The sequence below is a fragment of the Roseivirga spongicola genome, assembly GCF_001592965.1.
In the GTDB taxonomy this organism is placed as follows: domain Bacteria; phylum Bacteroidota; class Bacteroidia; order Cytophagales; family Cyclobacteriaceae; genus Roseivirga; species Roseivirga spongicola.
This window is the reverse complement of the sequence record NZ_LRPC01000029.1, coordinates 93938-109073: the sequence shown is the minus strand read 5'-3', so window position 1 is coordinate 109073 and position 15136 is coordinate 93938. Positions and strand designations below refer to the sequence as shown.

The window sequence follows — 15136 nt, the reverse complement described above, 5'->3', positions numbered from 1 at the left end:
GAAGGTGTTTTTTAATTTTCCATCCCGACTTTGGGAGGGATCTGCAAAACTTATCCTTGTCTTTGTTTAGGGTTGTTTTTCTAGACTTCCTTTTCTCTTGATTCTACAAAAGAAAAAGCGACCAACATCAAAACCATCGAACTTGCCAAGTCTTTCATAGGCGTAGTATCTGTCGATGGTCACGCTGATGTTGGATCTCAGCCCTCCTGTGTGTAGAAGAAGTACTCACGGAATCCATTTCCTAAGTCCCAGCGGGACGATATGTTATAAAACCTCAAAGTATTGACAGAACTCAGCTTCGTAGAAGCGGCATAAAGCCTCCAGTTTTTGTTTAGAATTTTTCCACTAGTCAGTTACAAACTGACCATTCTACCATCCTCGATCCAATCGATGATGAGTTAGTAGTGTAAGTGTGTATAGCCGTCTGACCGCTCCAAGCGGTCGGACGGCTAGTCATAGCAAATAACTGCATAAAGTAGGTGCCTGAAGGACCGAGGATTCTACTTCTACCTCCCCAAAACTCTCTTCACCAAAGGTCCAATAGTTAGGCCTTGGCCAATAATAGAGAATACCACAATTACATAAGTTACCGTAAGGAAGAGTTCTCTTTCCATTTCAGGTTGAAGGGAAAGGGCTAGAGCGATGGAAATACCACCACGGATTCCACCCCAAGTCATAATCATATCAGTTTTAGGAATGAACTCCAGCTTTTTATTGAAAAGCATAATCGGCCCTTTTAATGCTAGGTATCGGGCAATGAGCGTAATAGGAATAGCCAAAACCCCGAGTAAAATATATTCGCCATTGATGGTAACAATGAGTAGTTCAAAACCAATCAGAACGAAGAGTATGGCGTTCAAGAATACATCAATCAGTTCCCAGAACTTGTCTACATAGTTTTGAGTGGTTTTAGACCAAGCTATTTCTGGCGACTTATTGCCAATGAAAATACCGGCAACTACAACCGCTAAAGGCCCAGAGAAATGCACTGCATGAGCAATAGAATAAATTCCCATTACCATCGCTAAAGTAATCATCACTTCAGTTTCGTAATGGTCGATAGTCTTCATTATTTTGAATCCAACCCAACCCATCAATAGGCCCAGAGCAATTCCGCCAAATACTTCCTCAAAGAAAAGTAGACCTACTTCTTCGGCTTCTACAGAGGCAATTCCACGCTGAGCAATTGAGAAAATAACCAAGAATACTACTACGCCAACACCATCGTTGAAGAGTGATTCACCCACAATTTTGATCTCTAATTTCTTAGGAGCTTTCGCATCTTTTAGAATTCCTAATACGGCAATCGGATCGGTAGGGGAGATCAAAGCTCCGAAAAGCAGACAGTAAATAAAGTCAATATGATGGCCAACGGCTTCGGCCACAAAGTAGAAAATGCCACCCACTAAAAAGGTTGAAACCATTACTCCGAAGGTGGCAAAGAGCATAATTGGAGCTCTGTGTTTAGCCAAGTCGTCCAGTTTAGTGTGTAGAGCTCCCGCAAAAAGCAAGAAGCTCAGCATCACTTCGAGCAATACAGTTTTAAAGTCAATGGATTGAATGAGTTCTTTAGACTGCTCTAAAATGCTGCTATTGAATTGCCCCACTATTACAATAAGTAGGGTAAAACACATGGCTATTATCATCAAACCAATAGTGAATGGCAGCTTCAAGAATTTGGTGTTGATGAAGGCAAAAGCCGCAGATAAAATGGTGAGGATGGTAATGATGGCAAAAATGTCCATTGTGCTGATTAAAAGGTTAAGGCTTCAAAATAATTGGTTTATACAGACTCATCAAAGTTTGAGAGCCAATTGACACTAATTATTCATAACTAGGTTATAGATGGGCTTGGGCAGTATACCCAAAGCAAAACCATTAATGAGTCCACCGCCATACATATCTAAATGGTCTTTATAGTGTGGTCGTTCATACGAATACTCCAGTTGGTCTGCTGTTTCAGATTCATCTGTGCGGTTATTGTTTCGGGTTATTAGGTTGCCAAGCCCCGATTGAATCCACTTTTTCTTGTTGTTATCGTTGGTAACTGAAAGCTTCAAGTCATGGAAAGCAATTTTCATAACACCCTGATTGAGGTATTCGCTTCCTTTTCCATCAAAATCTATGCGTTCAATCCAGCCTTCTTCCATTCTCACTTTTGTGAGGTTAGCAATAAGTGGGTTGATAGAAGTGAAGTCAGTTTTACCTATAAAACCATTGTAGCTGTGGTTATGTGGTGTTGCCAGTGGAAGCTGAATATTTAGGTTGAAAGGGCCATCTTCCATAAAGATGCCATTGAATTTGGCTTCAATCTGGCTCAAGTCTTTGGTGTTGATGTTGGTAATATTCCCATCGACCGAGCTAAGCAAAAGGTTGCCCGGTTCAGCACTAGAAGCATTATGTACTCTATAGTCTATTCGTGCATTAGAAACGTTTATAGAGTCCAGATTTACTGCAATGGGTAACTCTAAGAGAGATTCGTGAAAGAGTTTTTTATACACTGTCTGATCCAGTGGCAGGCGTTTATCTCTATCAATAATCAGGTCAATTCCCATAATATTGAGCGCTTGACCATTGATGGAAGTAAGGTTTTTAAGTGATTTGAAATCATCCGATTGATAAGCTAACGAATCTACTTTAATCCGTAGAATTGACTTTCTGTATTGATTATTGGCCGCCATTTCTGCTGGGTTGCCAACGGGTTCTAGGGAGAACTCAGAGCACTGAAATAATTGATCTTTATAATTGAATTTCAGCGCTTCTATACCATAGTTGTAGTCGGATCTTTTAGGTGACATTCGGAGCTCTTTAATAGAAAAGGCAAGTTGGTCTAGTGTGCCTGTTCGTACAATGTTTTCCTCAGATCTTAAGTCCAAGCCAAGGTTTTCAATTTCTAAGGAAAGGTCTTTCCCTGAAAATAGTGTGTCGGTTCGGCTTTTTTCGAAGATGAAGGAAGCACTGCCTTTATCGATCGAGATATGCCCCACTTTAATGCTTTCAATAAGGTTGTCTGATTGCGTATTAGACTCGGTAGAGTCTGAGGCTTCGCCCGAACCTGTGATATAGAAGAGCAGCTTAGGATCATCAATTTCAATGTTTTTTACGGCTACTTTAGAGTTAAGCAATAGCCCAATAACATTGATGTCGGTAATTTCTAGCAGGTCTGTATTAAAGAAAATAGCAGGGTATTTCCTCATCATCAGCTGGTTGCTGGTATCAGCTTCAAACAAAACCTTTTCAAAGTTAATGCTAAAACCAGAGGTAGATAGTGCAGTAGAGCTGCGCTCGTATGAGAGCTGGTAAAAATCACCAAAAGTGCTTTTTATCTGCTTTTGAAGCTGGTTGTTGACGATGTCTTTTAAAAAGAAGGTAGCAAATACGCCAAGCAAGGCAACGAATATAAGCAGGCCCACTGCTATTCGTTTTATTACTCTTTTCCAGGACTTATTCATAAAAAAATATCAAATGTAAGGTAGATAAAAGTGTTAGGTCCTACATTTTCGATGGCTTCGATTTTCTGTCAGTCTTTTGATAGGCAGTGTGTTCGTTGCATCTTGAGGCTTTAAACTCTTAGTGTATGAACTTCCAATTGCGTAAAAAGTTAGATCAGGGTGAAAAGTTGATAGGAACGTTACTCTCATTGCCTTCTCCGGAAATTGCTGAAATTATGAGTATGGTAGGTTTCGATTGGCTTTTTATCGATTTAGAGCATGGCCCGCATGGCTTTATGGAACTCCAGCGAATGCTGCAAGCTATGAAGCCTGGTTGTGGTGCTTTGGTGCGAGTGCCAGAAGTCAGTGAAGCGAATATCAAAAAGGTATTAGATATTGGTGCTGAAGGAATTATTGTACCGAAAGTGAATACTGCTGAAGAGGCCAAGCAGATTGTTTCTTATGCCAAGTACCCGACTCAGGGAGTACGTGGGGTAGGAGCTGCCCGTGCTCATGGCTATGGACTGAGCTTTAAAGAATATGTGGAAAGAGCGAATAAAGAAACCCTTGTGGTGATTCAGATTGAACACTTTGAAGGAGTCAATAACATCAATGAAATAGTGGAGGTAGAAGGAGTGGATGTAGTCTTTATTGGGCCGTATGATCTTTCTGCCAGTTTTGGTGTGGCAGGTCAGGTGGAGCATCCACTGGTGAAGGTGGCCATTGAAAAAGTAGAAACGGCTTGCGCTAAAGCTAGAATTCCGATGGGTTATTTCGGCACAAACCCAGAAGCTGTAAAACCATACCTACAAAATGAAAGCTACCAGCTGATTACCTGCGGAACAGATTCAGGCTTTTTAATAGAGAAAGGGAAGAGTGTTTTGGGGGAGTTGGGTAAGTAGCCCCCATCTCCTGTCTTCCCCCGTAGGAGGAAGATGATACCAAGTGCTAGAGTGTTGTGGGGTTGTTAGATTTTTGCTGTTTTTTGCTGTCCCTCTCTCGAGGTATCGGGAGGCGCACCGGGGGCTTATGGCTCAGGGCAGTCTACGTAATTAGCAAATGTTTTAGTTTCTACGAATCAATCGACCATCCGATTCTTTTATTTTAAGAATTTCTTTTTCCACAACGGTTTTGTATTTTTCTTTACTATAGCTGAAGTCGTCTCTTAATTTTTCACTTAATCTCTCTTCGATAGCTGGAATCACATGTTTGTAGGACTCTCTTACGTATTTCGTAATGTCTGAACCCCTTCTCGGTTGTATGATGCATAAAATAGTTTTAACGCGATTGTATTCTTCATTATAAAATTCCTTTATGGGCCAATTATCATCACCCCATATAGTTCCTTGCAGAAATTCTGTTTTGTAACTTCTATCGATTTTCATTACTTCTGAATCTGAGTAGTCTAATCCTGTAAATAGTATAAGACCGTCAACGGGTGAGATTATAGAGGCTATAGCTTTACCGTAAGAATTAAATTCACCAATTGAGTCTCCCTGGTTTACTCTGGATTGTCTCTTAACTGAATAGGATGTTCCAAAATTCCCAAAAAGAGCTTCACATAGGTAATAGGATGGATATGGTATTTGAACCGCAAATTCTTCCAAATCATCGTCATCGCTTAATGTTACTTTCCAATCTTCTTTTATAGTTACAGGTTCTGACCTATTGACAATTTTATACAAGGCCTCAAGTGGTTCAAAGTAACTACTATTTCTATCAGCAAATTTAAAAAAACAGTAATCTGCCAGGGGTTTGGTGAACGGATTACCAGCAAATTTCTCTGATGCTAATGGCTGAATTATAAGCATATGCTTGAAAAAGCGATACTTTTGAAGTGAGTCAGTTGGTAGTCGGGTTTCAAAAATTGATGTGGATTCATCAGAGGTGATTTCTATTATCTTACCAGAAATAGGCGCTCTTATAATTGCGATATTTTTGTATCTTATATCGTCATATTTATATTTTTTTACCGGGACATTTAGCTGTCCTATTACTTGGTTTGCCTTTACGAATTCACCTGTTGTAACTTCCCAACTTATTAGCTTATCACGCCCCCCTGTCTGTATAGATTTTAAAAGATTATAAATTACATCTGGTATGGCGGGTACATATACATATTCTGGAGCTAATTCTCCTTCGGTATCCTTGTTTGGCTCTACGTTTTCTTTAGCAGTTTTTAGTCCAAGAATATAAGAACGAATTTTGTCGGGATTGGAAATGCTCTCTAACTCCATATTCGTTGTTGACGTTTTTACTATCAAGGTTCGTATGCCATTGAGGCTTTTAAAGTTCCATTTGCCTTTCTCAACACTTTGAATTTCTTTAATCACCACGGTTTCCTGAACTCCACCATGTGGCCAAACTTTCTTATGGATAAATTTCCCGTCTTCAATAACATAAGTCACTCGAATTTTAGTCGAAAGAGCAGGGCTGAAACTTAGCATCTCAATACCGTTTTCTACAGTTTTTTTGAAGAGTCCTTCCATTTCAATTCTCTTACTGGGTTCAGTTTAATAACCGTTGCTAACGGTTAGGCTAAAAAGCTTTGCCATCCCGTAGGGTGGCTATGATTTTTTAGCCATTGTTAGCAACTGCCTTTTTTATTTCATTTTCGACTAAAGTCCCTCTGGCAATTCGTCCAGCACGACCACTAGTGCCTTGGAATACGTATTTATAGAATTTTGCATATCCATTCGTTTCCGGGTCAGTTGATTTGTTTTCTAAGATTTGATTTTCTAAGTCGGTCAAAACAGCTTTCAAATTAATCTTACTAAAGTCAGTTCCACTTCTTTTTAATTTAACCAATTCAACAAGCAATGTGAAAAAACTGGTCTTTCTAAACCAAAGAGAATCAGGTTCTAAATTCAAATCAATAATCATTTGGCAGGTCTCAGTAATATCTGATTTAATCTTTTCTGAATCTGCATACTCATCATTATGAAGCTTGATATATCTCTCTATTTCCGAATTTCCGGTGAAATAACCGCCTTCCTCTATTGTTGCCATTATTAACAGAATATATTCAGTGTCTTTCATCCTTGCATATTGATTTTGGCTGAAGATATCCAATGCTTCAAATTCTTTTGACTCTTGAATTGTCTGTGCCGTAGAAATAAATGCTCCCTCATACAACGCATTATTGATTTCCATTGCGTTCAAAGCGTAACTTACAGAATTGATTCTTTGAAAAATTTCAATTATTTGATTCTCGTCTAATCTCCCTAAGTCGCGAACTACAATCTTGTAATCATAAAAATCAGTTTGTTGCTTAGCAGATAATTCTTTAAATAATGGTATTCCCCGAGTAGCAATCTCCCCGTTGATATAAGAAAATATAGTATCTAATCGCTGTTGCCCGTCAACTACCAAGCGAGTTGAAGTTTGAGTTTCTAAGTCTATATCTCCATCAGCAAGGTAGATTTCCGGAAAAGGAAAACCTCTAAGAATGGTGTCAATAAATTTTTCTTTATGTGAATTATTCCAAACCAAATTTCTCTGAAAAGTAGGACGTAAAACGAGAGTCCCATTTTTCAAATCGTTGTATAAATCGAGTAATTTCTCGTTGTCCGCTGTTCCTATATTATTCATAGTTTTCTAGTCTTAATCTGCTGATATTTCGAGAATGGTATTGTTCGAAAAAGTATTCATTTCGAAAAATGGCACCTGCTATTTTATAATTCCCATACTTTCCGTACGAAATACCTTTAAAAAATTCAAACCATTCATTTTTCTTCGGATAATTAAAAGGGAATAAATCTGGTCTAATCCATCCTTTTAAGAAGTATTCCAGGAATTCTCTATAATTTTTGTCTTCTTGTTCACTCCTTGCTTTAACGTTAATATTAAAGTTGAGAAGTTCCTGCCAATATTCATCAAATATGGTTTCACTGATAACTACAATATCAATGTCAGATTCTTCATTAAAGTCATTCCATATTTTTTTGGGAGCTATGCTAAATCCTAGCTTAGCCGAGCCTACCATAACTACTTTTGTAGTACTTACATTGAAGAAGTTGGCAACTTTTTGTTTCAAGAAGAAGTATTTGTCTTCGTCATCATGATAAATTATCGGGTTTCCATGTAGCAGGTTCTTTCTGATAATTACCGTATCTGATATGAGGTCATTATTGAGTTCTGCCTTAAATACAGATTTTCTATTTTCAATAATTTCTTTCATTTCATTTTTTCGGTTGTTTTGAACGTTAGCTATGCGCCACTGTAGTGGCGGTTATATTTAATATAGGTTGGTGAAACTTCCTTATAGCATACCATATTGTAGTGCTATAAGGAAGTTTCATTAGTCTAGAAAAGCACAGAGATTCTAAAAGAGATTGTGCGTTTTCTCCTATGAAGAACGTGCTTTGAAAGGAGTTTTGCAAGGGAGCCCCCATCTCCTGTCCCTGCCTTTGCCGGCAGGCAGGTTCCCCCGAAGGAGGAAGATGATACCAAGTGCTAGAGTGTTGTGTGGTTGTTAGATTTTTGCGGTGGTGTACTGCCCCTCTCTCCCAAGGCTTCGGGAGGGGAAAGGTAAAAGCCTGCCTGCAGCAGGCAGGGGTGGGGCTATTCTCAACAAACCATTTTTTACGCTTCGACTTTTTTTGAAGAAAAAGGTTAAGGTCTCAGCGAAATCTAAGACCAAAAAAAGCTAATGAATTTCGAAGAGAAAGTCTTTCTGACTGCGTTGAGCCTTGTTTCACGTTTATACTTATTGTTGGCCGTTGTTTTTAGTAAAGTCGATTCCAAAATTTTGTTAGGTTCCGGACCCGATTTAGCTTATCAATTTCCGTGAATCCTAAAATTCCAATTTCCCCTCGTTTTAAGTTCAAGGTGTGTAAATCCAACTTTCTGGGTCTATGTCTCAGTCCATAGTAACCAAAATTCTCATATTTAGCTTTACCAAATTGGGCTTCAAAGTCACAGATTGTCGCAAAATGTTCGTTGTATAGATAACCCTCCTTTACTTCTTCCAAAAGTAGACTATCATAAGACAAATTTGGCTGACTGAAATGATGTATTAAAATCACTATAGGCATCCCCGCTGAATAGTTGTTTGTTCTAATCTTAGAGTGCATTTCGCTTCTGTCGATTCCAATCAAATTCTCACCAGGAAAACCGTATTGTTCTGTGATTTCTATTAATCTTTCGATTTGTTTCCTGTTCAATACTTCCCATTCTTTTCCTATTTTCCTCTTTTTAAAGAAGCTCGAATTATAATATAATTCTCGCATTTTCTGATCTTCCAAAAACATTTGATTAACCTCATTCCTTAATTCCCAATTGATTTTAGAAGAATAAATAGTCAATAAACTATCTTCTTTTTCTTTGATTTTTTTGTAGAAATTACTTTTCAGATAATTGGTTGTAAGCCCCGAAGATTCTAGGTCTTTTATTCTGATTCCTCTTGTTAAACCCTTTTGCAAAAAGAAATCAAGGTTAATAGTGTCTTTTGCTGATATGGATAATTCTATTGCATTGTAGCAATCTCGTGCAAATGGATGGTCATATTTTTCAAAAGCAGAGCGATAAGAGTTTAAGGCAGAAGATAAATCTCTATCAATGACAAACTTTCTGCCCTCATTAATTTTTTCATAGTAATCATAGACATCTTGAGCATTTGTTGTTAAAGCCGCTATGCCAAATAAACAAACTAGTATCTTTTTCATTCTTATGTCAAATTGTGGCTCAGGTTAATGATGTGACATTATGGTGCTGCTATAATGAGTTATCAATACTTCTGAGAAGCATAGAGACTCTAAATGAATTGGTGTGTTTTCTTCAATGAAGAACGTGTATTGAAAGGAGTTTTGCAAGGGAGCCCCCATCTCCTGTCTTCCCCCGTAGGAGGAAGATGATATCATGTGCTAGCGTGTTGTGTGGTTTTTGATTTTTGCTGTGGTGTAACTCTCTCCAAAAGCATCGTGAGGGGAGGGATAAAAGCGTGCAGATTATGTTAAACTTACTTTTTCCTACCTTTGAACTGTTCCATAGTCTTGTAAATTCCAAGAATGTCTCCTGCAAACCAATCAAACATATTGATGGACATAATAGCTTGGCCTAGTCGAGTGACTCTATAAATATACCCCGGTATACTAATGAGCTTTTTGTTCTTTTCAATAGCCTTAACAATGGTTAATGCTGTGGCCTCTGGTTCTAGGATGGGGATTTTTGACTTAACACCATCGAACATTCCAGTGTTGATGTAATAGGGCATTATGGTAGTCACATTCACTTTCTTTTTCATCTGCTTCATCTCTAAGCGCAATGTGTCCGACCAGCCGTTCAGAGCCCATTTACTGGCTGCGTAAACCGACATTTTAGGGTTAGAAACTAAGCCGCCAGAAGAGGCAATATTGCAAATGTGACCCGAGTTTTGTTTCAGCATATCATCAAGAAACTCCCTAGTAATAAACATTGGCGCATTGGTGTTGATGTCTATTGTCTTTGAAATATCTGATGGCGTATGCTCATTAAAGTACTTGCCAACCACTATGCCAGCATTGTTAATCAGTATATCTACCACGCCTATTTCTGCCTTCACTTTTTTAGCAGTTTCCTGAATCTGCTCAAGGCTAGAGACATCTACTTTGTAACCAAATACCTTTCCCTTGCCTGAAAATTCGGCAATGGTTCGATCGATACCTTCTTGGTGGATGTCCCAGATAATTACTTTGGCTTTTCGTTCTAACATTAAACGAACCATGATTTTGCCTATTCCAGATGCACCACCTGTTATTAAAACGATTTTGTCTCTTATTTCCATTTTTCCAATGTGACTGCCGTGTTAAGTATTCGAAACAAAAGTGCGAATATTTACGCTAGAATTTCATTTGCTTCTTACTGAGCCAGAATAAGAACTACTAGTAGTTCAGAAGGTTATCACTCCCTTTAGTGAAAGGGAGTGGGTTATATCAATCGAGAAAAGGCTTTAAAAGGCTTTTAGAATACGTTTAGATTTTAAAATCGGTAGTGGGCTCCGCTATAAATACTGAGGTTATAAAACCTACATTGGTTACATTCTACTTAGTTTTTGGAGGTTTGAATAGGCTGTAATCACAAGCCTTGTTTGTCTTGTGTTCGATTTTATATTCAGAGAGCAACTGGGAGATTATTCGTTGCGTTTCGTTTTCATTGAGTCCTAACTTTTCTCCAAGTTCTATCTCGCTTAAGCAGCCATTGTTGGCTATTAACAGGTTGTAGTAGTCTTCTTTAATATTCATTACTAGATTGTTTTTGTGTTGCGATCATCATATGTGGACTGAAGGGTAGGAGGTAGCTGTCATTTTCCGTTACTTCAATCAATTCGAGTAGAGTCTTTTTTCTATTACAGTTCAGCATACTGGCAAAGTAATCCTTGTCTAGCCAAGCCATTCCTTCAATGGCATAAGTGTTAAGGTAGATCAGCTCTTGCTCAAGAAACTCGCTTTTTAATTGCTCTGGCCTATGATAATAGGCTTCAGCTAACAACCAGGGGAAATCATCAGGAGGGTTGTGAACCCCAGTGGTCAACTCTTCTTTGCACATTTGGAAAAAGGGCTTTTTATGGATCAGACCATTTAAGAGTCCAACTAAGGTGGAGGCAGTATAATTAATGGCAAAGCCAAGAATGATACCGTCAGGTTTTACTACTCTTTTGGCTTCGCGAATGCTCGTACTTCGGTCTTCTTTATTCTGAAGATGATACAATGGTCCGTGCAAAATGACCAAGTCAGCACAGTTACTGGGGAAGTCGAGATTTCTAGATTCTCCTGAGTGAACAGAGAACTTGTTCTTTAATTTATTGGACCTGCCTTTTGCCAGTTTTAGGTGTTTGCGAACGGGTTCTACTAAGTGGACTTGATGCCCTTTTTGAGCAAGCCATTCCGAATACTTTCCGGTACCGCCACCCACATCAATAATTTTTGATGGTTGATTGGGAATATACTTTTCAATGAGGGTTTTAATTCTTTCGAACTCGAATACTCCCATTCCTTTATTGAGTCTGGTTTCTTCTGAGGCCTGATTATAGAAAGCTTCTATATTTTTACTTATAAGATTATTACTAGTCATTTTAAAGATTAGATGAATATCAAGCCTGAAGTCTGAAATTGACTTTAAGATGATATTGCGACCAATGGTTGATCGATCTTGAATAAAAATTTGAATGAAAGAGACAGCCAACAGATCTGGGCGTTGGTTGCTCGTTTAATTGAATATCCTTAGGTCAAGGATATGCGATATGTAATGCTAGTAAAACAGGCTGTAAAGATAGAAAAACTAAAACTAGCCTTGGCTTCTCAGTAGCATAATTCTGTTAAACCAAGGTCTCGGAGAGGCGTTAAGATCTGAGAAAGGTGAAGCGCGAGCTTTATTGACACGTTCGTAGCCAGTTTTTATTTAACTAAAATGCGTTTCATACAACTCTCACTATTCTTTAAATACATTTTTAGCAGATATACTCCGTCTGGCAACGTTGTTACATCAATCAATCTAGAGTCTTTTTCAGATAATAGTAATCTTCCACTTAAACTATAAACATCTATTTGGTCAATATCTTTCTTTGTCTGAATGTTCAGGAAATCTGTAGCCGGGTTAGGATAGACAATAATGTTATTATTCTCTAATATATCGGGAATTGCTGTGACCAATGATTCGCTTTGAGCAATACCATAAAAAATAGATTCTATATTGTATCCCTCAGTGTATATCACTGCCTCGAAACCTACAAATTGAAAATCATTATTGGGAGTTGCTTCAATGCTTGCAATAGAAGCGTAACCATTTTTTTCGATCTTTTTAACATTGCTCCAATTTCCCTCAGAATCGATTATGGCAATAAACGGATTGGAATTTGAAGAGGAAGTATTCAGAGAGATATCGCCAAATGAAACATCACCTTTAAAATCCCCACCTACAGCTATAGTACCATTATTATTTATGGCTAAAGAGTGAATTCTGGTGCGAGTACCTCCATCAATGGTTTTTAGCATGGTAAGGTTTCCCTCTGAATTATATTTAGCTACAAGCCCTGAACCATTGGATACTGAAGTTTTGGTATCGTATGATAAGTCATTATCTATATCGAAATCCACATTGTTACCTGAAAAAAAACCGGAAATATAAATATGTTCATTGTCATCAAAGGTAATGTCGGTAACAGAATTGAATGAATTTGAACTAATCGTTTTTACCCACTCTACATTTCCTGAAGCATTACATTTTAAAATAAATATGTCTGTATTTTGTGGAGCAAATTCAAAGAATCCTTGACTTTCCACATAAACAGGTGTTTCATTATTTTTAAATAAGGATAATCCTTTAGCGTTAGTGCCTTTAAGAGCATTAAATGCACCGGCCAAGTACATATTTCCACTCGGGGCTACACAAACATGTAAGCTTGAAAGTGTACCACCTCCAATACCCTTTACATCTACAAAATCGCCATCACTATTGTAATGTGCGACAAATCCTAAACGAAGAAATTCACCCTGGATAATATCGCGATTATCCGAGTACTCATTGTTAGTGTCAAAATCAATATTAGCACCTGTAAAACCTCCTAGATAGCCAGTAGCCCACACATCATTATTGGTATCAATATAGAGACTAAAGCTTCGATCTGTAAAGTCATCTTTTATTTCTCTATACCAGAGCATTTTTCCTTCTGGAGAGTATTTTATTATGAAAGCATTATGGTTGTTGTCAGAAAAATCATTCCCGTAAGAAGTAGAAATAATCGAGTTGCTCTCTGGGTGTTCCGAGTCTAAGTCCACCTTTTGCAATGTACCAACGTCAATGGTCGCCAAAACATAAATGTTGTTTTCGCTATCTACTTTTACATCACTTGCATAATCATTACTATATCTGCTTTCTTGAAAAAAACTTCCTCCGATACCCTTCAAGAAGACTAAATTGTCGTTAGTGTCATATTTGGCGATAAAAATATTGGAATTTTCATCAGATGATAGAGTATCGTCTGTCCCAAAATCTACACTCAATCCATCAAATCCACCCACCACAATTTTATTCCCATCGCTATCAGTTACCAAGGCAGATTGAAGAAATCCATAAAACTTAGTGTAATCTTTGTTCCAGTTGATTGATTGAGTAGTGTTTACTATTAAATCTTGTGCGTTTAGGCTTATGGATATAAATAATATTGCGAGTAGTAATGTTGTTTTCATGAGTAGCTTTTAAGGGGAGAATAGTTTTTCCTTAAAGAAATCTATGGAGATAGCGGGTTTCAATTTTTTGTAATGTCTGACTGAAAATGTTTTTGTCTCTCATGGTTCGAGATACAACTAAGGCTCCTTGAATTTCGATCAAAGTTTGCAGCGCAAGATCGAGTGCCTCGTCTTCTTCAAAATTCAATTCAATTCCGATTTCTTTGAAATTGATAATCCACAATTGCATTCCGCTGTTGATTTGTTCTTCAAAAAGCTCTAAGCCTACTCGCATCGATAAAGCTCTAAAAATGCAAGTTTCTTCTCCAGCAGAATAAAGTACGCTTATTTGACTCAACGCATTCTTTAACCTTTCCTCGGGGGTCAAAATTTCATTTTGTAAAACAGAAAATATGTTTTCCTGAACCCACTTATTTACATTCTGTAACACAGCTTCAGCCATTGCTTGCTTACCTTTCGGGAAACGATGGTATAAGCTGGCTTTTTTTAAATTAGTTGCTTCAGCTAAATCCGAGAGGCTAGCACCTTCGTAGCCCTTCTCACGAAATACTTTTGTTAAGCTTTCCAGTACATCTTCTTCCAATACTTTCGGTGGTCTCATAAAGCAAATGTATATAATGAATAAATATTTACCGAACGTTTGGTAAAATATAAAGCCATAAGCTTTTGAATATTTTTGCAGTCTCTCATAATACCTTGTAAAACATTGCCTCGCTTATTTCAGACTATATTTAGATGGCTTGCTGAGATTATTTACGGAGATTATATTTGGCCTACCCACCGCATACGTCTTAGCGAGACGCTCAAGACCAGATAGAGATTTTTATGCTAAACAGCTTCAATGCTGTATAGCTTATTCATTTGTTTGCTCATGACCTTTTCAGATACATTGATTCAGACAAATGAAGACTAGGTGCCATTGTTGGCCATTGTGTTTTTAGTCCCATACACTTGGACGATCAATTCCCATCGCTCTCAAGTATGTTAGGAATTGACCTGCGTGAACGGATTCATGATACCCAATGCGCAATAAGTATTTTCCGAGATTCTTTTTCTCGCCATTGCCAGGGTGCACGATTTCTGTTTCGTTTAATTCTCTATCAGAAAACTGACGGACGCTTTCTATAAATGTGTTTCTGTAAGGTTGAGCAAATTCAAGTTCGTCAGCAACGCTAATCAATGGTTGATTTTCCCAAGGAGTATGATAATTAGTCATGCTCTCGTTATTGATAATCATATTCCATCCATAATCGGCTTCCAAAACGTGCCGAATCATGCCCATAGAAGTCATCGCTTTTTCGTCAGGTTTCCAATTATACCGGCTTTCAGGAAGCGCTTTCCAAAGTTTTATACTTCTTCTTCTAATCTCTGTGAAGTTTAAGACTATCAGTTCGGATTGAGTCATATGATTTGCTTTCGCGAATGTGGTTTTTCAGAACAGGTAACATTATGCATGTGCCAGCCGAGTTCATTAGCCGTGGCCTCTCGGTAAGATAACTCTATTTCTATTAAGCTAAGGTCTCTGGGGTTATTATGAGTAGA

13 protein-coding genes are annotated in these 15136 nt (G+C 38.0%); 1 reads left to right on the top strand and 12 read right to left on the bottom strand.

Going from position 1 to position 15136, the window contains the following annotated elements:
* Positions 1–506: 506 nt before the first annotated feature.
* Both AWW68_RS18005 and AWW68_RS18000 read right to left on the bottom strand, forming a co-directional pair.
* Positions 507–1745, bottom strand: a complete 1239-nt coding sequence (locus AWW68_RS18005) for a cation:proton antiporter (RefSeq protein ID WP_068224537.1) — start codon at positions 1743–1745, stop codon at positions 507–509.
* Positions 1746–1820: 75 nt separating this feature from the next.
* On the bottom strand, positions 1821–3452 hold the full coding sequence (locus AWW68_RS18000) for an AsmA family protein (RefSeq protein ID WP_068224534.1): 1632 nt from the start codon (positions 3450–3452) through the stop codon (positions 1821–1823).
* A gap of 125 nt (positions 3453–3577) precedes the next feature.
* Here AWW68_RS18000 and AWW68_RS17995 point away from each other — a divergent pair, with 125 nt between their 5' ends.
* Positions 3578–4333 (top strand): HpcH/HpaI aldolase family protein, encoded by a 756-nt coding sequence (locus tag AWW68_RS17995; protein WP_068224531.1) that lies wholly within the window; start codon positions 3578–3580, stop codon positions 4331–4333.
* 162 nt (positions 4334–4495) lie between these two features.
* Here AWW68_RS17995 and AWW68_RS17990 read toward each other — a convergent pair whose 3' ends face one another.
* From AWW68_RS17990 to AWW68_RS17945, 10 genes are all read right to left on the bottom strand, one after another.
* Positions 4496–5920: a hypothetical protein gene (locus AWW68_RS17990; RefSeq protein ID WP_068224528.1), complete on the bottom strand. Its 1425-nt coding sequence runs from the start codon at positions 5918–5920 to the stop codon at positions 4496–4498.
* A gap of 88 nt (positions 5921–6008) precedes the next feature.
* Positions 6009–7022 (bottom strand): DUF262 domain-containing protein, encoded by a 1014-nt coding sequence (locus AWW68_RS17985; protein ID WP_068224525.1) that lies wholly within the window; start codon positions 7020–7022, stop codon positions 6009–6011.
* On the bottom strand, positions 7015–7611 hold the full coding sequence (locus tag AWW68_RS17980) for a hypothetical protein (RefSeq protein ID WP_068224522.1): 597 nt from the start codon (positions 7609–7611) through the stop codon (positions 7015–7017). The genes AWW68_RS17985 and AWW68_RS17980 overlap by 8 nt, the downstream gene beginning before the upstream one ends.
* A 547-nt stretch (positions 7612–8158) precedes the next feature.
* Positions 8159–9097 (bottom strand): hypothetical protein, encoded by a 939-nt coding sequence (locus AWW68_RS17975; RefSeq protein WP_068224519.1) that lies wholly within the window; start codon positions 9095–9097, stop codon positions 8159–8161.
* 293 nt (positions 9098–9390) lie between these two features.
* On the bottom strand, positions 9391–10194 hold the full coding sequence (locus tag AWW68_RS17970) for an SDR family oxidoreductase (RefSeq protein WP_068224517.1): 804 nt from the start codon (positions 10192–10194) through the stop codon (positions 9391–9393).
* A 256-nt stretch (positions 10195–10450) separates the two neighbouring features.
* Complete coding sequence (locus AWW68_RS17965) at positions 10451–10651, bottom strand: hypothetical protein (RefSeq protein ID WP_068224514.1); 201 nt, start codon at positions 10649–10651, stop codon at positions 10451–10453.
* Entirely contained in the window at positions 10641–11480 is an 840-nt protein-coding gene (locus tag AWW68_RS17960) for a class I SAM-dependent methyltransferase (RefSeq protein ID WP_068224756.1), read from the bottom strand. The genes AWW68_RS17965 and AWW68_RS17960 overlap by 11 nt, the downstream gene beginning before the upstream one ends.
* Before the next feature lie 323 nt (positions 11481–11803).
* Positions 11804–13594: a T9SS type A sorting domain-containing protein gene (locus AWW68_RS17955; protein WP_068224507.1), complete on the bottom strand. Its 1791-nt coding sequence runs from the start codon at positions 13592–13594 to the stop codon at positions 11804–11806.
* 31 nt (positions 13595–13625) lie between these two features.
* Positions 13626–14177: a TetR/AcrR family transcriptional regulator gene (locus AWW68_RS17950; protein WP_245660267.1), complete on the bottom strand. Its 552-nt coding sequence runs from the start codon at positions 14175–14177 to the stop codon at positions 13626–13628.
* A gap of 354 nt (positions 14178–14531) precedes the next feature.
* A complete protein-coding gene (locus AWW68_RS17945; protein WP_068224504.1) occupies positions 14532–14999 on the bottom strand; it encodes a DinB family protein in 468 nt (155 codons plus the stop codon).
* Between the last annotated feature and the right edge of the window lie 137 nt (positions 15000–15136).